The sequence below is a fragment of the Pseudocnuella soli genome (genome assembly GCF_004347775.1).
GTDB lineage: Bacteria > Bacteroidota > Bacteroidia > Chitinophagales > Chitinophagaceae > Flavisolibacter > Flavisolibacter aquaticus.
Genome location: NZ_CP037755.1, coordinates 4322989 through 4342376 on the forward strand (window position 1 = coordinate 4322989; position 19388 = coordinate 4342376).

Here is a 19388-nt window from a genome sequence, read left to right on the forward strand (position 1 = left end):
AAATCGTCAATCGTAAATTGTTAGATGGTCTTTTTGGGTGGCAGTGCAAATGCTACTGCTTCGTGCTCGAAATGCCCTTTATGTGAACCATCGCAAAACGGCTTGTTTTTCGACATGCCGCAGCGGCAAATGGAAACCACATCGCGGCCACCTAGGTCGTATTTATTGCCTTCTTTATCTACAATTTCAAAATCGCCCTCTACGCGTAGCGAACCGTTGTTGTTCACTGTAATCTTTGTTGTTGCCATGTTCGTCGTTTTCGTTTGCTGCGAAAATAATCCTTCCCTGCTTCAGCGGAAGATTTGTATAAAATCATCGGCTTGATAACCAATGGTGATTGATCAATTTTAATTAAAGTAACAAGCTCCCCGAATCTTCCTTGCCGCTCCAATCGCGGAAGCGCAGCAGGTTATCCGGCACTTTCAAATTCCCGGTAGTGACATCAATCAGCCCATTGCGTTCGTCCTCAATATCGGTTGCCTGCGTGTACACATCACCGGCAATCTGGCGTTTGCGCATTTCCTCTTTAAACTGCCTGATTTTATCGGCCCGGTCGTCGTTATCAGATGGGCCTCCATAATCAGCAAAGCCAAAACCGCCCCACTCGCTAACCACCAGCGGCACATGTCGGCGGTAAAAAAACGGGTCGCCCACCACCAGCGGAAAAGCTGCCACACCTTCATTTTGTCCTGACACCAGTTGGTTCAACAATTCTTTCCAGCGGCCCAGTTCGGGTGTGTATAAATGCGCTGTGAGCAGGTCGGATTTGAGGCGGCCTTCAAAAGAAATATGTTGCCAGCCATCATTGTCCACCACCAAAAACTGCGGCTGCGCAATATGCATGTAATGATACATGTCCATGATGTACTGCCTTGTTTCGGGGTTGGTAGCAATATCCTGTGCGCCCCAGTCTTCGTTGTACAGGCTCCAGATTACCACCGACGGGTGGGTGCCGATGAGGGCCAGCATCCGCATCAGTTCATCGCGGTGGGCGGCGCGGCTTTTGGCCGAAGAGCGGTGCGGGCTGGGCACTTCCACCCACAGCAGCATGCCCATTTTATCAGCCAGGTTGTAAATGCGCGGGTCGATGCCGGCAATATGAATGCGCACCAGGTTGCAGCCAAGGCGCTTCATGGCGTACATGTGTTTTTCAATTTCTTCGTAAGTGGCCGTGCCGGGCTGGTATAAAATGCCATCGAGGTAAACTGCGTTCGAGTTGAGGTACACACAGCAGCCGCGGGCTTCAATTTTGCGGAGCCCAAAATGCGTTTCAATGGCGGCTGCATAGCCTTCGGCATCCACCAACTCCGCCACCAGGTGGTACAGGTTCGGTTCTTCCGGCGACCACAACTTGGCACCCGGAATTTCCAACACCACCCGCTGGGCCTTTTGTCCTGCCTCTAATTTCAGTGGGTAATTGTCTTCTGCTATTGGCACCTCGCGGTCCTGGTTGTACTCATACACTTTTAGCCGCAACGTGTAACTGCCCGGGTCGTGAATGCGGGTGGTTAAATTAAACCGAACCATATTGTCTTCCACAATGCTCACCACGCCCACCCTTGAACGAAGGCGGTTGCGCTCCACCGTTTCGAGCCAGATGCTGCGCACCGCACCGGTATACGTTTGGTACCAGATGCCGCCACGTTTATATACATGCGACTCCTGCTTGCCACGTGGAATATCGGCATCCATGGTATCGGCAATGCGCACCGTAAGGCGGTTCATCGGCCGCAACATTTCGGAGTTGAGTTCAAAGGAAAACGAAGTGTATTCACCAACATGCACCTCCTCGCCTTCCACGGTGCGGAGCGGAATGCCATTGAGCCAAACCCGAGTTTCGTAGCCACAGGCACCAAAAGTGAGCTGCAGCATTTTGTGGTGCGAGGCCGTGTCGCCGTTGCCGTTGCCGGCCGTGGGCACCGGGAACTCCCGTTCGTACCAGGCCACTACTTTATCCTGCCACCGCTTTATGCCCTGGTCGGTTTTGGCCTGCGCCAGGTGTTGCTCAATGGAGCCGGGCCAGCTGGTTACTTCGGTGTATTTGTGCCCGAGGTACCAGGTTTCTTGTAGGCCGCGGTCGTCGGTATCGATGGCAAAATTCCACTCCCCGTCCAGCAGCACAAAATCGTTTTGCCGGATGACTGCGCGGGGCAAAGGATTGATGAAGTTGCCATCGGCATTGGCTTCTTCACGGGTGTTCGTTAGTCCGTAGTTGGGGTGATTCGCATCCATATGCCGGGCTTGCTGCGAATATTGGACCAAGGAGGGGAGAGGATGTCGAACGGATGAACAAGGAATGACGAATGTCGAAGTTGAGGGAAGAATGTCGAACAAGGAACATGGAATGTTGAATAAAGAAGGAGAACAGCCGGTGGTAGAAAATGATGAATGTTGAGTGATGAATTAGTGAGCCGGTTCGTTAAAGGAGAATCCAAAATTTTGAAAAAAAGAAACCATCAATAAAAAATGTGGGCATGGCCCACATCTGTTGGTAGCGCAACATTTAATAGGGAAATGTTTTGGGCGTAGCCCAATTGTTTGTGCTTTGAATAAAATAGAAGTTCGAACAAGCGAACTGGGAACATCGAATCATAAATTATAAATGTGGAATGATTAGTTATGAATTTGCGGAAAACCCAATAATTAATAATTCATCATTCCCATTCTTCATTCGACATTCCTTGTTCCTTGTTCGATATTCTATTCTTTTACTCGTTCAAAAGCGCCTCGAGTCTTTCCGCCACTTTAGCCGCATTGGGCAACATCGCAGCTTCGAGGCCGGTATTGAGCGGAACGGCGGGGAGGTTGAGGGCACCCAGCACTTCCACCGGCGCATCGAGGTGGCGGAAACAGGCTTTGGATATGCGGCCGGCCAGGGCTTCGGCAAAGGAATTGCCTTGTTGTTCTTCGGTTAATATCAGGCATTTGCCGTGGCGTTTTACGGTATCAAAAACCAGCGCTTCATCCACCGGGTACAACGTTCGCAGGTCGATGATCTGTATTTTACCCTTAAAATTTTGCGCAGCAGCAATGGCCCAATAAACGCCCATGCCGTAAGTAATGATGCATGCAGTGCCACCTTCTTCCACCTGCTGTTCATTTGCCGCTAACACAACGGCACCTTTTCCAAAAGGCAATATGTAATCCTTATCGGGTTCGATGGTTTTGGCGCCATCTGTACCGGGCACTTTGCTCCAGTATAGGCCTTTGTGTTCCAGCATTACCACCGGGTTGGGGTCGTGCCAGGCGGCTTTCATCAGGCCTTTCATGTCGGCGGCGTTGGACGGGTAAGCCACTTTGATGCCTTTGATGGTGAGCAATGTACTTTCCACGCTGCCACTATGGTACGGACCGCCACCGCCATAGGCGCCAATAGGCACCCGAATAATTGTGCTGACGGGAAACTTTCCGCAACTGAGGTAACAGCTTTTGGAAATTTCTGTAACCAACTGGTTGAAACCCGGGTAAATGTAATCGGCAAACTGCACTTCCACAATGGGCCGCAACCCAACAGCGCTCAGGCCGGCTGTGGAGCCAATAATGTAGGCTTCCTGTATGGCGGTATTAAATACCCGGTGGCTGCCAAACCGGTCGGCTAGGGTAGCCGCTTCGCGAAAAACGCCACCGAGTTGCATGCCTACATCCTGTCCGTACAACAGGCACTGGGGATGGTCTTCCATTAACTCGCGGATGGCGAAAAGCGCCGCATCCACCATCATGATCCTGTTGCCGACATCGGGTTTGCGTTGGCCCTTTTCTTCCAAAACCGGCGTGGGCACAAACACATGATCGGACACGGTTTGCGGGTCGGGATCGGGTGCAGCAATGGCTTCGGCAAATTGGGCGGCAATCTGCGTAGTTATTTCCTGCTCTACCTGCACAAGTGTTTTCTCCGGAAAACTGCGCAGCACTTCTTTTTTCAATTTAGGCAATGGGTCGGCGGCGGCGTGCAGCGCCAAGTCATCTTCGGTGCGGTAAAATTCTTTGCGAACGCCGCTGGTGTGGTGGTTGAGCAGGCACACACGGGCATGCACCAGCCAGGGCTGGCGGTGCTGGCGCACATGATCAATTACATTGTGCATGGCCTGGTACGAAGCCAAAAAATCGGTGCCATCTACCTGCAGGCGGTGCAACCCCTTGAAGCCCGCAGCATATTCAAAAGCATTCATGGCACGGCCCTCTTTTGCCGATACAGAAATGCCCCATTCATTGTCCTGAACTAAATAAATAACCGGTAGACCGTGCAACACGGCAAACTGGATGGCTTCGCTCACCTCACCTTCGGTTACCGATGCATCGCCAAGGGAGCAAACAACAACCGGGTTATTTGCCGCATCGTTGTCGGTCCAGGGCCCATCCACCAGCGACTGGTATTTTAACCCCTGCGCCACACCTGTGGTAGGAATGGCCTGCATGCCGGTAGCACTGCTTTGGTGAATTATCTTTGGCCGGTCGTTGCGGCGCGAAGAAGGATGGCTGTAGTAACTGCGGCCGCCGGAGAATGGGTCGGCCCCTTTGCTCAGGAGCTGCAGCATCAGTTCGTATGGGCTCCAGCCCATGGCCAGCAGCATGCTTTCATCTCGGTAGTACGGACTCACCCAATCTTGTGGCTGCAGTTGCAGGCCGGTGGCCAGTTGCACGGCTTCGTGGCCGCGAGAAGTGGAGTGTACGTATTTGGCTACAGACCGGTTCTTTTCATAAGTTTCGGCCATAACGGATGCGCTATACATAAGCCGGTAGGCGTACAGCAACTGATCTTTGTCCAACATGAAGCAAGCAATTAATCGTTCGGCGCAAAGATAAGCGGATGGAGAAAGCCGAATGTCGAACAGATGAACAGACGAACAAGGAACAGAAGAAGTTGGGAAAGAATATCGAACAAGGAACAAGGAATGTTGAATGACGAAGGGAAATTAGGAATGAGGAATTATGAGTGATGAACTAGTGAGTCGGTTCAGTAGGGAGAAAAACAAAAATTTTTAAACAAAGAAATCATCCACAAAAAATGTGGGCATGGCCCACATCTGTTGGTAGCCCCACATCTAATAGGGAAATATTTTGGGCGAAGCCCAAACCCGTCCAGCGGGTGTTCTTCTGCAATATTTTAGCGGCACACAGGGTTGATCTACGATCAACGGAAACGATGGCAACTGGGTAAAGGCAATTTTGCTACCAACAGGTTTGGGCTACGCCCAATTGCTGGCGGTGGATGTCGAATAAAGGAACAAGGATCGCTGAAGAAACATTACGAATGATGAATTATTGGTTATGAATTTGGAGGAACCCAATAATTAATAATTCATAATCAATAATTCAACACTCAACCTCGTCATTCGTCTGTTACTTCTTCGTCTGTTCGTTATGTTACTTCACTTCCAGCGCCAGCAGTGAGGAGCCTTCGAGGAAGGCTTCGATTTCATCGCCCACTACCAGCTCGCCTACGCCGGCGGGGGTGCCGGTGTAAATTAGGTCGCCTATATTGATGGAAAAAAAGTTGGAGATGTAAGACACCAGGAAATCGAACCCAAAGATCATTTCCGACGAAGCGCCTTTTTGCACCTGTTCGCCGTTTTTGTTCAGGCCAAACTGAATATCCTTGCGGTTTTTCAGCTCCTGCACGGGCACCCATTTGCCAATGGCAGCCGAGTTATCCCAAGCCTTTGCCTTCTCCCAGGGCAGGCCTTTTTTCTTGAGTTCTGCCTGGATGTCGCGGGCAGTAAAGTCGATGCCTACAGTGATGGCATCGTAGTATTTGTGGGCAAATTTTTCCTGGATGTATTTTCCGTTTTTACACACACGCAGCACCAGCTCACATTCGTAGTGCAGTTCGTTGGTAAACTCGGGGTAATAAAAAGGCGTATGCGGTTGCAGCAACGCACTTTTGGGCTTCATAAAAATTACGGGCTCGTCGGGTACTGTATTGCCTAATTCTTGGGCATGCTCGGTGTAATTACGTCCTACGCAAAAAATCTTCATCAGAAGTTGGTTTAATGTAAATACATTGGATACAAACTAGGGTTGTTAATCCTATATATTCCGTGGCTTGACAGAGGACATGGAGATTGCCTAAGTGGGAGTTGGTGCGCTAAAGTAAGTATTTATATGCAACCGTCATAATGCGAACTCAACATTGTTTATTTTATTCATGGTGGCTGCCAAACCCACTGTAGCCCAGCTTTCTATGGCTTCGGTACACTTGTCAATCTTCAGGCGCACCATGGGTTCTTCTTCAGCGGTCCATTTACCCAAAACAAAATCAACCTGGCGCCCTTTTGCAAAGCTATCGCCAATGCCAAAGCGCAGGCGCGGATACTGCTGCGTGGCCAGGCTTTCCTGAATGCTTTTCAGCCCATTGTGCCCGCCATCGGAGCCGCCCGAACGAATGCGCAGTTTGTTGAGTGGAATGGCCAAGTCATCGAACACTACCATTAGGTTTTCAACAGCAATTTTTTCTTTATCCATCCAATACTTTACCGCTTTGCCACTCAGGTTCATGTAAGTGGTGGGGCAGATCACTATAAAATTGCGGCCCTTCCAGCGCACCTCGGCCACGTTAGCCAAGCGGTCGGACCGGAACTGGCCGCCATGCTTGGCTACAAATGCAGCAGCCACATCAAACCCAATATTGTGACGGGTATGGGCATACTCGGCGCCAATGTTGCCCAGGCCGGCAAGGAGATATTTCATGTGTTGATAAAGGTTTTTGAAAAGTTGTGAATGGTGAGTGGTGAAACGTGAAACGGCAATCGTGAAATGTCAACCGAGAACCATCTTACCTCAATCGTCAATCCGAAACCGTACCTCTTAAACCTCCACATTCGCGATTCACCATTGTCCATTCACGCCCTTGTTTTCCATAAAAAAAGCCCGCCAATGCAGCGGGCCTTTCAAGAAAATAAAATTCCGGATTATTTCTTCTTAGCCGGAGCAGCTGCAGCTTCTTCCTGGCGCAGGGCACGGGTAGTAACTACAGAAGCGATGGGAATACGGGGCGAGTTCATTACCTCGTAGTTTTCCACCTTTACATCTTCCACGCGGATGTTGTCGCCAACTTCCATGTGCTCGATGTTTACTTCAATCTGCTCTTGCAGGTGCTTGGGCAGCGTTTTTACTTTCAGGGTCTTCATTTTGGTAACCAAGCGGCCACCTGCACGAACACCTACTGCAGTACCAACGTAGTTCAGCGGAATATCGGCCACTACTTTTTTGTCTTCTACCAGCTCCAGCAGATCCACGTGGATCAGGGCGTCGGTTACTTTGTCAAACTGCAGGTCCTTCAGGATGGTGCGGTAAGTTTTTCCGTCAACTACCAGTTCGGCAATCTGGAAATTACCAGTGTAAACCAGGGGCTTGAACGCCTTTGCAGGAGCAAAGAAACTTACCTCCTGGGCACCGCCATAAATTACACCAGGCACTTGTTCCTGAGAGCGAAGCCGGCGGGTGGCTGATTTGCCGAATTCGGTCCTCAGTTGTCCTTCGATTGTAATTGATTTCATTGTATTTAAATTAAAAGTTCAAAAGTTTACAGGTTCACGAGTTCACGAGTTGAGCTCAAAAAACTTTTGAACCTGTGAACTCGTGAACTTGCCCACCTTTCTATTTGTTCCGCATTTGCGAATGAATAAAGAGGTTGTTGATGCTCTTATTTTCATTGGCGTTGCGGATGGCTACTGCAAAAAGGTCGGCTACGCTCAGCACTTTGACTTTATCTGGTGCTCCAGGTTTCAGCGGAATGGTATTGCATACCACCAGTTCTTCCAGCACGCTGTTGCCAATGTTTTCGTAAGCCTTGCCACTCAACACCGGATGCGTTACCAGAGCCCTTACGCTGCGGGCACCTTTTTCTTTTAAAAGAGCTGCACTTTTTGCCAGTGTGCCGGCGGTATCGCAAATGTCATCAATGATCACAATGTCTTTACCGGTCACATCCCCAATTACCACCATCGAAGCGATCTCGTTGGCACGTTTGCGGTGCTTATCGCAGATCACCATTTCGGCGTTGAAATAAGAAGCAATTTCCCGTATCCGGTTGGTTGCTCCTACGTCAGGGGCCGCAAAGGTAAGGTTTTCCAGTTTTAAACCTGTTATATATGGTATAAAAACGGCCGAGGAGTCGAGATGGTCCACCGGGATATCGAAATAACCCTGGATTTGCGGGGCGTGCAGGTCCATGGTAATCACACGGTCGGCGCCGGCTGCGGTAAGCATATTGGCTACCAGTTTGGATCCAATGGCAACCCTTGGGCGGTCTTTACGGTCCTGGCGAGCATAGCCGTAGTAAGGCAGCACGGCCACAATCTTGTTGGCCGAAGCACGGCGGGCTGCATCGATCATGAGCAGCAGTTCCATAAAGTTTTCGGCAGGGCCGTAGGTGCTTTGCACCAGAAAAACCATGTTTCCGCGGATGCTTTCTTCGTACGTGGTCTGGATTTCGCCGTCGCTAAAACGTTGCAGATTGATCTTTCCAGGCTGACAGCCATAACGGTCGCAAATCTGCTGGGTGAGCTGCAAAGAGCCGGTACCCGAGAAAATTTTCAGTGGAGATTGCATGAAAGGTAAATGTGCGGCGAAGATATTAATTAGCCGCACATTTACGGATAAGGTGCAAAATTTCAGCGCATGGCGGTAACACTTCCGCCGCTATTGATGCGGGGCGACTCCACTCCTTTTGCGGTAAAATTTTCTTCTGAAACTGCGCCGGAAGCCTGCATGCTGTTGTACACAGCATTGCAAATAAAAAAGGCAAGCGCCAGTGAAATGCCGTACACAAAAACAAAAAATAAAATGGGGTGCAACGCACCAACGGCACCACGCGAATTGTTTCTGCTCATAGGATTGGGTTTAGCGGTTTAACAGAATCTGGATCTATTGACGGGCATAAAAATATTATCTATACTTGAGCTATGCAACCGCAAAACTACTCCATCAAGCAGTGGGCAATCGACGACCGGCCCCGCGAAAAGTTACGTGCAAAAGGCCCCGCTGCCCTCTCCGATTCCGAACTGGTGGCCATTTTGCTGCACCACGGCACCCGCGAAAAAAGTGCTGTGGACCTGGCCAAAGACGTGTTGCGCATGGGCAAAGACAACCTGGGCGAGTTGGGAAAAATAACGGTGAAGGAGTTGACGCGGATCAAGGGCATTGGCGAAGCAAAAGCCATCACCATTGTGGCTGCAATGGAACTGGGCCGCCGGCGCCAGGCGCATGCTTCGTTGGAAAAGCCGGTAATTGGCAGCAGCGCTGATGTGGCCCGCTACCTGCAAACCCTGCTGCGCGATCACCGCCACGAAGTGTTTGCGGTGTTGTTTTTAAACAGGGCCAATAAGATTAACCACTTCCAAGTGATTTCGGAAGGCGGCATCACCGGCACGGTGGCCGATCCGCGGATTATTTTGAAACGGGCTTTGGAAGAAGATGCGGTGAGCTTGATCCTTTGCCACAACCATCCCTCTGGTTCCCTCAAACCCAGCCGCGCCGATGAAGACCTAACACTGAAAATAAAAGAAGCTGCCCGCTATTTCGACATCAAAGTGCTGGACCACCTGATTGTTAGCGAGGATGGCTATTTCAGCTTTGCGGATGAAGGGATTATATAGAATGATGAACAGAGGAACAAGGAATGTCGAATGTCGAAGTTGAGGGGAGAAGATCGAATAAGGAACAAGGAACGATGAATAACGAAGGAAAATTATGAGTTATGAATGATTGTTTATGCATGATAAATTGGGGGGAACGCAATTCGAAAGGACATATTCATAGTTTCAAAAAGAAGAATCCATCTTGCAATAAAAATGTGGGCAGAGTCCACACCTGTTGGTAGCAATAGATCAAACGATGAAATCATCTGGGCGTAGCCTAAACCCACGCTGCATTTAATTTTCAAATAAATGTCGCGTTCACAGGGTTGATCTACGATCAACAAAAGATTGAATACAATGATGATTGTGTTGCTACCAACAGGTTTGGGCTACGCCCAATGATATTGTGCTGCGTTATTTAACTGCAACAGCCATCACCAATAATCAATAATTCATAATCAATAATTCATCACTCCCTGTTCCTCTGTTCGCCATTCCCTAGGCTTGGCCGGTGGGGCCGCCAAAGGTGAGCGGAATGGAGATTTCCTCCAGGTCCTTGATGTTGCCGTTGGCCGCTTCGTAGCGTTCAATATTTTCGGTGAGGGCATTCATAAAACGCTTGGCATGCTGCGGCGTAAAGATGATGCGGCTTTTCACTTTGCTTTTGGGGGTGCCCGGCATCACATTTACAAAGTCGATGACAAACTCGGCGTGCGAATGAGTGATGATGGCCAGGTTGGCATATTGTCCTTCGGCCACTTCCTCTGATATTTCGATGTTGATCTGGTTTTGTTGCTGTTGCTGCTGATCCATTTATAGTATTTGATTCAAAGTTATGCTTTAAGCATCTTTATAAATAAACAAGCCACTCTTTTGAGTGGCTTGTTTATTTATAAATTAAGCATAGATGTTATCGCGGTTCTTTATACTTAATTACCATTTCATAGGTTCTAACATTTGCAGTTGGATTCCAAATAAAACCAAGATAAAAAGTTTGCGTATCGGGGTCGTATCGGTTTTCTTTGCCTTCCCAGTTTCTAAGTGTTGCGTTTCCTAGCGACCGCATCGTTACTAAATTTGTAACAGGATCGATAGTAGCCCGCAGATTATCAATGCCTGCCACACCAGAGTTGTTTCCATGAGCCCACTGCAATCCTGTAATTTGTACAGTATTAGGACCAACTGTAGCTAATGTAACTTCTGGGTTACCTGTTAAATCTCCACTCAATGCATCATTTGCAGGTGCACCTGGGGCGGTGTACCTCGTTACTGTGCCTGACTCAACCGAATAAATACCGTCCCACTGGTTCTTTACGGCAATCATAGCAATTACATCTCTTTTGCCATCGTTAATGTCCAACCCGGCAGAATCGGTAATTGTAAAGGCAACTGCATAATTGCGCGAAATATCCCATTTAGCACCATTTAGCAGAATGGTAAAATCCCTGCTAAAATCTCCAGCACCAAAGTTTACAGTATATCCATTTGCACTTTTTACGAAAGCTGTATTAGATAACGTATACAAGCTATCTGGCAATAATTCATAGTTGCTGCCATGCTCATCATTATAATCCTCAATTAGCTGAGGCTTACTTGTGATAGTAACTGTGGAGGTTGTTTGCAGAGCGGCTTGCCCATTGACTTCTTTTCTTAAGGAAAAAAGGTCGACTTTACGCTGATCGGTGAAAGGGGCGAAGAAGTGTACTTTTTCAGGCGCCTCTTGAAATTTGAGAAAAGAATTGCCTATGTTCTCACCCATTTCTTTCAAATGGTCTTCTTCTTTGATACAGGCGGTGAGCAGCAGAGAAGCCACACCAAACACGCCCAAAAACTGTAATATCTTGTTCAGTTTCATATCTTTTTTTTGAAAAGCACTGTAAGACTTAAGCCATCTTACAGTGCCGATAAACAATATTATTGAACGTCCCACCAAACACGGGCATCCTGGGTTTCACCACCTTGATACCGAGCCGCTGCTGCATCGGTAGCCGCTTTGTTGGTGCTGTATTCCTGCTGACCGTAGGTATACCTACGTGGAATTTGCTTAGTGGTATTGGTAGCATCCGGCGCAGGTGTTAGCACAGGGAAACCTGTTTTCCGCCAGATGTTCCAGGCAGCCAATCCATTGGGGTAAGCTGCTATGTACCGCTGTATGGCAATGGCACGCAGATTGGCGCCAGTGCCTGCAGCAGCATTAAGTGCTACGTTCGATTGGGCAAAATATGAGGCCGGTGCAGTCAATCCCCATTGGGCGTAGGACAGCTCGATACCGCGACGGTAAGTGGTGGCCAAGTTTTCCGTAGTCCAGCCATAATCGGCAGCTTCGGCACGTGCCAGTGTTACATCAGCCGCACTAATAATCACCAATGGACTGTTTTCGTTGCGGAAATCGCCGCGCAGGATGCGGGCCCAAGTTGGGTTGGCGCTGGTAAATGCTTCCGCTTTGGCACGGGTATAACCAAAAGGCATACCTACGTTAGAAGTCGCGTTGTAATCAGGGCTGGAAGGATCTTCCGATTTACCTCCATAAACTGATTGACGGGTATCTCCAAGGTTGCCCAAAAGTGTAGTCAACGTTTCGCTTTCCGCTACGTCCTTACGGCCATTGTAGATATCAAACACAGGGTTCTTGAAGTTGCCACCGGGGTAGCTCAACTTCATGTTTTCGCTGTTTTCGTCGATGTGTCCCGCCGCGTCGTTCAATGCAGCTTTGAACTCTGTCGCTGCATATTCGCTGGCGCCACGATAACGCTTCGACAATTGCAAAGCCATCAACATGCGCATGGAGTTGGCAGCTTTTTTCCAGCTCGCAACATTGCCTCCGTATACAATATCGCCGGTGATCGGAGAGGTTGCATCAAACTTGGCGTTTGCATCAGCAAGCGTAGCAATCATCCCTTTATAGATTTCTTCCTGGGTGTCAAACTTAGGAGTATTGTTGCCCTTCAGCGCTTCACTGTAAGGAACATCACCCCAGCGGTCGGTAATGGTCCAGAAAAGGTACTGCTGCAAAATACGGGCAACCTGAGTTTGGTTGTTGCTGACATTATTATTGATAATGTCCTGCAGGTCCATCAGGGCGCCGGCATAAATACCATTGAAATCCAATTGCGGAAGGCTATAAAGGGAGGCATCCGTGTACTGGGTTTCGGAGAAAATCTGGCTATAAAATCCAGCGCGGGTATTGAACACAAAGCCACCCAGCTGTGATTCGACGTTGGTGAGGAGGGCGCCAACGATGGGTGCATTCACACCACCCGGATTTTGGTTGGCATTCCCAAAATCTTCAAACTTATCGCAGCCTGTCATTGCCACTGCAACGGGCAACAAGCCGATAATGATATATTTTTTGAAATTCATGTTGTTCATTTTTAGTGCATCAATTAGAAACCTACACGCAGGTTGAAACCAAAGCCACGGGTACCGGGCAACTGACCGGTTTCACCACTCAGGTTGCTGATCTCGGATGGATCGAAGTCTGCGGTTTTAGCATAAATGAGGATGGGGTTGCGGGCAACAAACGAAAGGGTTGCGCGGTTAATCCATTTAGAAACATTACCCATTTTGGCCAGCGGAAGGTTGTAACCGATGGACAGTTCACGCAGTTTTACAAAGGTCAGGTCGTAAACGAAATCGTCGAAAGTTTTGTTGTTGTACAGGTTGTGGAAATAATCTTGTGCTTCAACATAGTATTCAACAGGCTTGCCGTCTGCATCAACGCCTTTTACTTGCACACCGCCACCGTCGGCAACTGCATCACGGATGGGGTTGCCTTTAGGGTTCATAGCAGCAGTACGGGCAGTGAGGCCGGAGTAAGAACCCCACATGTTGGACAGGGAGAAGAACTTACCGCCAAACTGGTAGTCAATGTTGGCGCCGATCAGTACGTCTTTGAACAGTGTAACCGTGTTTTGCAAACCACCAGTATATTTAGGCAGTACGCTACCAAAATTTACATTCGGATCGTTTACATAAAAACCGCTCGAATTAACCACGGGCTGGCCGTTGATGCGTTTGATGCCGTTACCAAATAATTGGCCCCAATCTTCGCCCACAGCGTGTACGAGGTACGGAGCTGTGGTGCCCCATGCAGCATCAATAGAAGTGGTGCGTTCAATGCCTTCCGCAATTTTTACCACTTTGTTTTCTATCAGGTAACCCAATGTACCGTTGATGTCCCACGAAACATTTTGGGTAGAAATCGGGCGAACGCTTAACTGAAGATCAATACCTTTTTTAGAGATCTCACCGGTGTTGATCAACTTAGAGGTAAAGCCACTCGCACCGTTGATGGGTACAGAACGGGGAATGTCTTTTTCAGTTCCATCCCAGTAAGTTGCAGTAATGCCTAGGCGGTTTTTCAGGAAACGCAGTTCCAAACCAACTTCGCGCTGCGTTTTTACCGCACCGCGGATGGAAGAATCCACCAGTTCGTTAGGTGTGCTCATCAGGAAGTTGCCGTTCCACTGGAACTGGCCTACACCATAGTTGAACCCGGGGTAGCGGTAAGCACCGAAGGTGGTAGAGCTGGTGCCCAATGCCTGCGGAATCTCGCCCCACGATGCACGCAATTTACCATAGCTCAGCCAAGGGGCTTTCACAAGGTCGCTGAATACAAATGAACCACCAACTGATTTAGACAATACATCATTCTTGGCAGCAGGAAGTGTTGAGAACCAGTCGTTGCGCAGGGTAAACTCGGCAAACAGGAAGTTGCGGTAGCCCACATCGCCACGGGCCAGAACAGCTTTATATTTTTCCAAAATACGGCCATTAAAGTTGGAAGCCGGGTCTTTGGAGTTAGCCAATGTAAACAGGTTGGGCACGTTCAGACCGTTGTTGGTATTACCACCAACGTCTTTATACTGCCAACGGAAAAAGTCCGTACCAGCATTCAGGTTTACCGCGAAATCGCCAAACTTTTGGCTGTAAGTAGCCATCACTTCTACGTTCTGGCGGTTGCTGTTTGATTGGGAAGTAGCATAGTAGCCACGGGCACGAGGCTCGTTACCAGTAGTTTGCAGGCCGCTTTCAAACAGTTCGGAGCGGAAGCGTTCCTCAAACCAAGTGTTGGTTTGTTGTTTACGGTAAGTACCCCTAACACTAAAGTTGTCATTGAGGCGGTAGGTCAGCGATACATCACCAAACAAGCGGTCGCGGTTGTTTACCGATTTGGCCAGGTCAAACCAGGTATAGAAGTTATACCAGTAGTTGCCGCCAAAGAAGCTGCGGGGGTTAGCGGGGTTGTAAGCATCAGGGCTGGCGTGGTTCCAGCTGGCATAGATACCTTGAGGAGTACGCAGGTCACGCAATTCCTTCATGTAATCCATATCAATGTTGCGGTGAAACCACTGGTTAAACGAACCAGTCGACTGGTTGGAATAAGCATCAGTAATTTGCCCATCAACAATTTGGTTGATATAGTTGAGGTTACCGGCAACAGTAAAATGCTCATTCAGGTCAAGTGATGCATTCAGGTTGAACGTATTGCGCTTCAGGCTGGTAGTAGGCAGCAAGCCACGAACATCCACATTACCATACGAAAAACGCAGGTTCATGTTGTCGGTAGCTTTTGTAAAGCTGATGCTGTTGTTTAGTGTCAGGCCTGTGTTGAAAAAGTCACGGGCATTATCTTCTTGCGGTGTCAGGCGTGCCGTTTGGTAAGAACGTGCATGGCCGCCGTACCAGGCATGCCAGGGAATATACTCCTGCCCTACCATGCGGGGACCCCAGGAAGCATCATCCGAGTAGTCGTGGAAATACTTGCCATCCAGGGCCTTCCACTCTTCAGGCTGACCGGCTTTCCAGGTATACTTCATCAGGTCGGCAGTGCTGCCACCGGCATATGAGTTTTGATAATTGGGTAAAACATACACTTTATCCCATTGTGCACCAATGTTCAGGTCGATGCCGATGCCACGGCTGCGTGTACCTTTTTTCATGGTTACTACAATAGCACCGTTGGCACCTTGCGGGCCAAACTGGGCAGCAGCGGCAGGGCCTTGCAGCACGGTCAGGTCGGCCACATCATCGAGGTTGATGTCGTTGATGTTGGGCAGGATGGTACCATCCACTACATAAATAATGTTCTCATCGCCACCCAGGCCAGAAGCACCGCGCAGGCGGACGATTCCTTCACGGCCAAGGGCTGCTGCCGACTGGCTACGCACCTGCAAGCCCGAAACCTTACCCGCAAGGGCGTTGTTCAGGTTGGTTTGGCGAATGGTGTTCATTTGTTCACCGGTAACCACCTGTGCGTTGTACGAAGTACTGCGGGCGGTTCTTTTGGTGTTGTAAGCGCCGGTAACCACAACTTCCTGGAGTTGGGCATCGGAGCGGCGGAGTGAAATGTTGGCGGTTTCGCCAGTGGGGTTAAAGCTTTGCTGGGCTACAAAGCCGGCAGCGGTCACGTTCAGGGTTCCGTTTTGCGCAATGGAAATCCGGAATACGCCATTTGCGTCGGTGGTGGTGCCCCGGTTGGTGCCACTTTCTGTTACGCTGGCAAATGGAATTGGGTTTCCATTCTCATCTCTGACTGTACCCGTTACGGTACGGGCCTGGCCAAATGCTAATGTGCATAGCAACATCAACACTGGCAACAGTGATGCGATTTTTCTCATGTGATTCTCTGATTTAATGGTAAAGCGTTTGTTGAAAATCCTACATGCAACTATTCAATGGGGGCGCATGTTTGGATCGTTGGCTGTCCAAGGGTGTCAAATATAATTTTTTTAATCTCTTCCCAAAAAAAATGTTAACGTTCGATGTTTTCTTGGTTTTGCGGGTAAAAATTTTAGATTACAAACTTTACCCCGATGTAAAAAGGCAAATTTCTTTTTTGGTTCGCTGCATGGTGTCTAAAAAATGTGTTAGGGACGGGTGAAAAGTTAAAACTTTCTTCTAATAAAGATTAAAATTTTATTAACGCTTGCATTTTTAGTTCAGTCCGGCCCTTTCCATCAATGCGGTTCAATCCGGTTCCCACAGACTGAGCCCCGGGATAAAAGAAATGAGCAGCCCTCAGCCATACCGAAATGTTTTTATTGACATCTCCATGCACCACCAGATAACCCCGGAAACCTTCACCAAACAGCGGCGGAATGGAGTATCCATATAATACATCCGTTTCAAAAGCATACAGCCGGGTATCATAACTGTCGGTTTTAAAATAAGCCAATCGGCCGCTCACCTCAATGCGCTTATTGCCCTTGTATTGGGCTTCGCCATAAACGAGCATACCCCGCTCCTGCTTCTTTGCATCCTGCTGCCACCATACCATTTCGGCGCGGCTCCGAAGGACCCAAAGCCCCATATTTTTACCTGCATGCAGCCGAACATTTTGTTGCCGATACGGTAGTGGCAACTCCAAAGGCCACCCGGCACCTGGAACATTTCGGTCTTTCTGCCTTGCCCGATAGCGCACATACCATTCGGTACCTTTTTGTGGCTGGTAGGTTGCCTGTAATAAAAAATCACTGCCGGTTGAAGGAGCGCCTACGCGAAAACGCAACCATGGAAAACGAAAGACATCAGCGTAGGCATTGACCACCAGTTTTGCATGCGGCCGCATTTGCACGCCCCAGTAAATACCCTGCTCATTGGTGGGCACGGTACCCTCGGTAAATGCGCTGGCCGCCATAGTGGTGTATCCGGGTTGCATCATCCGCACATGCAGCGCCATGTCGATACGCGGATGAATGCTGGCCACCAGGCCCTGTACCCAGGCGTATTTGCCCGGCGCATTGGCAGCCAGCTCGCCAAAAAGGTGCAGGTTGCGCCAGGTAAAACTGTAATCGGTGCTGTAGTTCAAATACGACCGGCCTTTTAATGCATGCAAATTGTAAGGCTCATCCCGCTTTTCGACCGGAAGCGACAGGTGATAATAAACTGTATTAAGGCCCCAGTTAAATAACCCTTTGCCATACTGTACATTTCCACCAAACACCTGCTGCCCTACCGTTTTGCGCTTGGCCAGTTCCGTTGCAGTGCGGTGCAAACCTGAAACATCGAAGCTGCTGATTACCGATTCGCCCAACTCATTGATGTCGGTATTGGCACCTATTTTTTGCCGGGCAGCAAAAACGGTGGCCTCCCAAGATTTATGCTGCAGTGTGGCGCCGGCACCGCGCAAAAAAAGTGCTTCACCGGCCGAGGCATAAGGCCGCAGTACTGAGCTTTGCCGTTTGATGGCTACAGCCGCAGGCCCTTTGCCAAATGCCAGTGCCTGCCAGTGCACCAAACCCTGTCCCATGTTTGCCGTAAAATCGCCAATGGCCAGTGCTTTTATTTTGCCCATACGCCGGATAAACAGGTGTGCCGATAAAAAATCCGGCGTAGCGTGACCCTTTTTGAAGATCGTTTCCCCAGCATCTTTTTCCGCGGTAACTCCCCATTGCAAACCATCGGTATTGCGGTATTGGTGCCGAAACAACGCCTGTTGGCGGTCCCCTGCAAAACCGTTGGCGCCGGATTTTTTAAAACCTTCAGATTGTTGCACTACCCGCGTAGTACGCAACAAGGTTTGGTGTTCGCCGCCGTGCAGGCGCTGCAACAAATTACGAACAGGTGCCATGGCCGGCTGCACCTGTACAAAAGGTAAAAGTTGGCGGATGATATGCAGTTCCCAGCCAGGAATGCTTTGCAGCTCGTGTAGGTCGATGAATGGGCCCAGCAGGTTTCGATAGGCCAAAAAATGATGGATGTGGACTGGGGTTAAAAACGGAAAAACCTGTAGGTCAGCAGCATCCGCAACATTGAGGTTCAGCGGTCGTTTTTGCCAAAAAATCAGTTGCTGTAGCAAGGCATCATCTTCGGGTTCCTCTTCGTTGGCTTCGGCAACCAACTCCAATTGCTGGCGGGCATTTAAAGGCAACTCCTGCCCGGCCATTGCGCTGGCCAGCACCATGAATAGTATAGTGCAAGCCAGCTTCATAGCGCCACATCATTTTGCCCCAATAAGAGTTGCAGCCCCGGCGAAAATCCTAATCTTGGATGCAGGCCGGTAAACAGGTGCAGTTGCATTTTTTTATGTAAAAAACCGGCGCCTACAATCAGCTCCCTGTTTGCCGACTGCAAGCCCAGCCGCGCCGAAATGGCGGGTACCGGCTTATAACTGATCGATGCATGGACATCAGGCTTAAATGATTCCGTTTGCATAAAGCTGGTTGAAACAAACACCTGCGGAGACAGGTCCCACCCAAGTCCAACATGGTAGTAACCAGCAAGTCGCTCGACCGGCTTTTTTGTAGTAACCGCAGCTGGCACAAACAGGTAGGCGCCTGCCTGCAGCTGTTCCGAAACTTGGTACAATCCGCCGATGCCGGCACCCCACATGCCGATGGCGCCATAGCCGGCGGCCGCTACCGAACGATAGTGAAACGAAGCGCCAACGGCGGCCTTTTTACCCAGGCTTTGCGCCGATGAAAATTGGATTGCCGTATGGTAAAATGAGGCAGCGCCGTAATGTTGCACAACTGCACCGAAATATGTGTTGCCTGCAGGAACCGCAACACTCAATGCACCTGAACGAACGCCGGGCAGCATGTGCGACTGCACTCCTGATAAACCGGCATGTGGCTTATGCAAGTGCCATAAAGTAGCGGGATTGGTATGGAAAGAAAATGCATCGGCCTGGTGGCGGCTCAGGCCCACCGAGGCAGCATAAGGCAGCTGCATGGGCGGATGCAGCAATTGTGCAAAAGCGACGGAACCCTTGATACAGAGGATACCTGCAAGCAGAAATCTCAAAGCAGTTAGTGTTTGACTTAAATTTAATTATTATATGTTAAAAACAAAATAGGTGTACAGGTA

The 19388-nt window shown here is 49.4% G+C and carries 15 protein-coding genes; 1 reads left to right on the top strand and 14 read right to left on the bottom strand.

Annotated features, from left to right (window positions below; all coding sequences use genetic code 11):
* Nucleotides 1–20 precede the first annotated feature (20 nt).
* The 8 genes from EPD17_RS17745 to EPD17_RS17780 form a co-directional block, all read right to left on the bottom strand.
* Complete coding sequence (locus EPD17_RS17745; RefSeq protein WP_114234823.1) at nt 21–248, bottom strand: CDGSH iron-sulfur domain-containing protein; 228 nt, start codon at nt 246–248, stop codon at nt 21–23.
* 103 nt (nt 249–351) lie between these two features.
* Nucleotides 352–2232 (bottom strand): glycoside hydrolase family 2 protein, encoded by a 1881-nt coding sequence (locus EPD17_RS17750; RefSeq protein WP_132055862.1) that lies wholly within the window; start codon nt 2230–2232, stop codon nt 352–354.
* 476 nt (nt 2233–2708) lie between these two features.
* Complete coding sequence (locus EPD17_RS17755; protein ID WP_132055863.1) at nt 2709–4769, bottom strand: alpha-ketoacid dehydrogenase subunit alpha/beta; 2061 nt, start codon at nt 4767–4769, stop codon at nt 2709–2711.
* Between the two features lie 595 nt (nt 4770–5364).
* Nucleotides 5365–5976: a fumarylacetoacetate hydrolase family protein gene (locus EPD17_RS17760; RefSeq protein WP_132055864.1), complete on the bottom strand. Its 612-nt coding sequence runs from the start codon at nt 5974–5976 to the stop codon at nt 5365–5367.
* A gap of 135 nt (nt 5977–6111) precedes the next feature.
* Nucleotides 6112–6687, bottom strand: coding sequence for an aminoacyl-tRNA hydrolase (pth, locus tag EPD17_RS17765; RefSeq protein WP_132055865.1), 576 nt, complete (start codon nt 6685–6687; stop codon nt 6112–6114).
* Nucleotides 6688–6908: 221 nt separating this feature from the next.
* Nucleotides 6909–7496, bottom strand: coding sequence for a 50S ribosomal protein L25 (locus EPD17_RS17770; RefSeq protein ID WP_114234818.1), 588 nt, complete (start codon nt 7494–7496; stop codon nt 6909–6911).
* Between the two features lie 100 nt (nt 7497–7596).
* On the bottom strand, nt 7597–8550 hold the full coding sequence (locus tag EPD17_RS17775; RefSeq protein WP_114234817.1) for a ribose-phosphate pyrophosphokinase: 954 nt from the start codon (nt 8548–8550) through the stop codon (nt 7597–7599).
* A 62-nt stretch (nt 8551–8612) separates the two neighbouring features.
* Nucleotides 8613–8831: a hypothetical protein gene (locus EPD17_RS17780; protein WP_132055866.1), complete on the bottom strand. Its 219-nt coding sequence runs from the start codon at nt 8829–8831 to the stop codon at nt 8613–8615.
* Nucleotides 8832–8903: 72 nt separating this feature from the next.
* Between EPD17_RS17780 and radC the strand changes: the two genes are divergently transcribed.
* A complete protein-coding gene (gene radC / locus EPD17_RS17785; RefSeq protein ID WP_132055867.1) occupies nt 8904–9596 on the top strand; it encodes a RadC family protein in 693 nt (230 codons plus the stop codon).
* 480 nt (nt 9597–10076) lie between these two features.
* Here radC and EPD17_RS17790 read toward each other — a convergent pair whose 3' ends face one another.
* The 6 genes from EPD17_RS17790 to EPD17_RS17815 form a co-directional block, all read right to left on the bottom strand.
* Complete coding sequence (locus EPD17_RS17790; RefSeq protein WP_132055868.1) at nt 10077–10391, bottom strand: DUF3467 domain-containing protein; 315 nt, start codon at nt 10389–10391, stop codon at nt 10077–10079.
* A 97-nt stretch (nt 10392–10488) separates the two neighbouring features.
* Nucleotides 10489–11433 (bottom strand): DUF1735 domain-containing protein, encoded by a 945-nt coding sequence (locus tag EPD17_RS17795; RefSeq protein WP_132055869.1) that lies wholly within the window; start codon nt 11431–11433, stop codon nt 10489–10491.
* A gap of 59 nt (nt 11434–11492) precedes the next feature.
* Nucleotides 11493–12938, bottom strand: a complete 1446-nt coding sequence (locus EPD17_RS17800) for a SusD/RagB family nutrient-binding outer membrane lipoprotein (RefSeq protein ID WP_165929655.1) — start codon at nt 12936–12938, stop codon at nt 11493–11495.
* Nucleotides 12939–12961: 23 nt separating this feature from the next.
* Nucleotides 12962–16198 (bottom strand): SusC/RagA family TonB-linked outer membrane protein, encoded by a 3237-nt coding sequence (locus EPD17_RS17805; protein WP_132055871.1) that lies wholly within the window; start codon nt 16196–16198, stop codon nt 12962–12964.
* Nucleotides 16199–16488: 290 nt separating this feature from the next.
* Entirely contained in the window at nt 16489–18510 is a 2022-nt protein-coding gene (locus EPD17_RS17810) for a ComEA family DNA-binding protein (protein ID WP_132055872.1), read from the bottom strand.
* Nucleotides 18507–19325: a hypothetical protein gene (locus EPD17_RS17815; RefSeq protein ID WP_132055873.1), complete on the bottom strand. Its 819-nt coding sequence runs from the start codon at nt 19323–19325 to the stop codon at nt 18507–18509. Before EPD17_RS17815 ends, EPD17_RS17810 begins: the two co-directional genes overlap by 4 nt.
* Nucleotides 19326–19388: the final 63 nt, after the last annotated feature.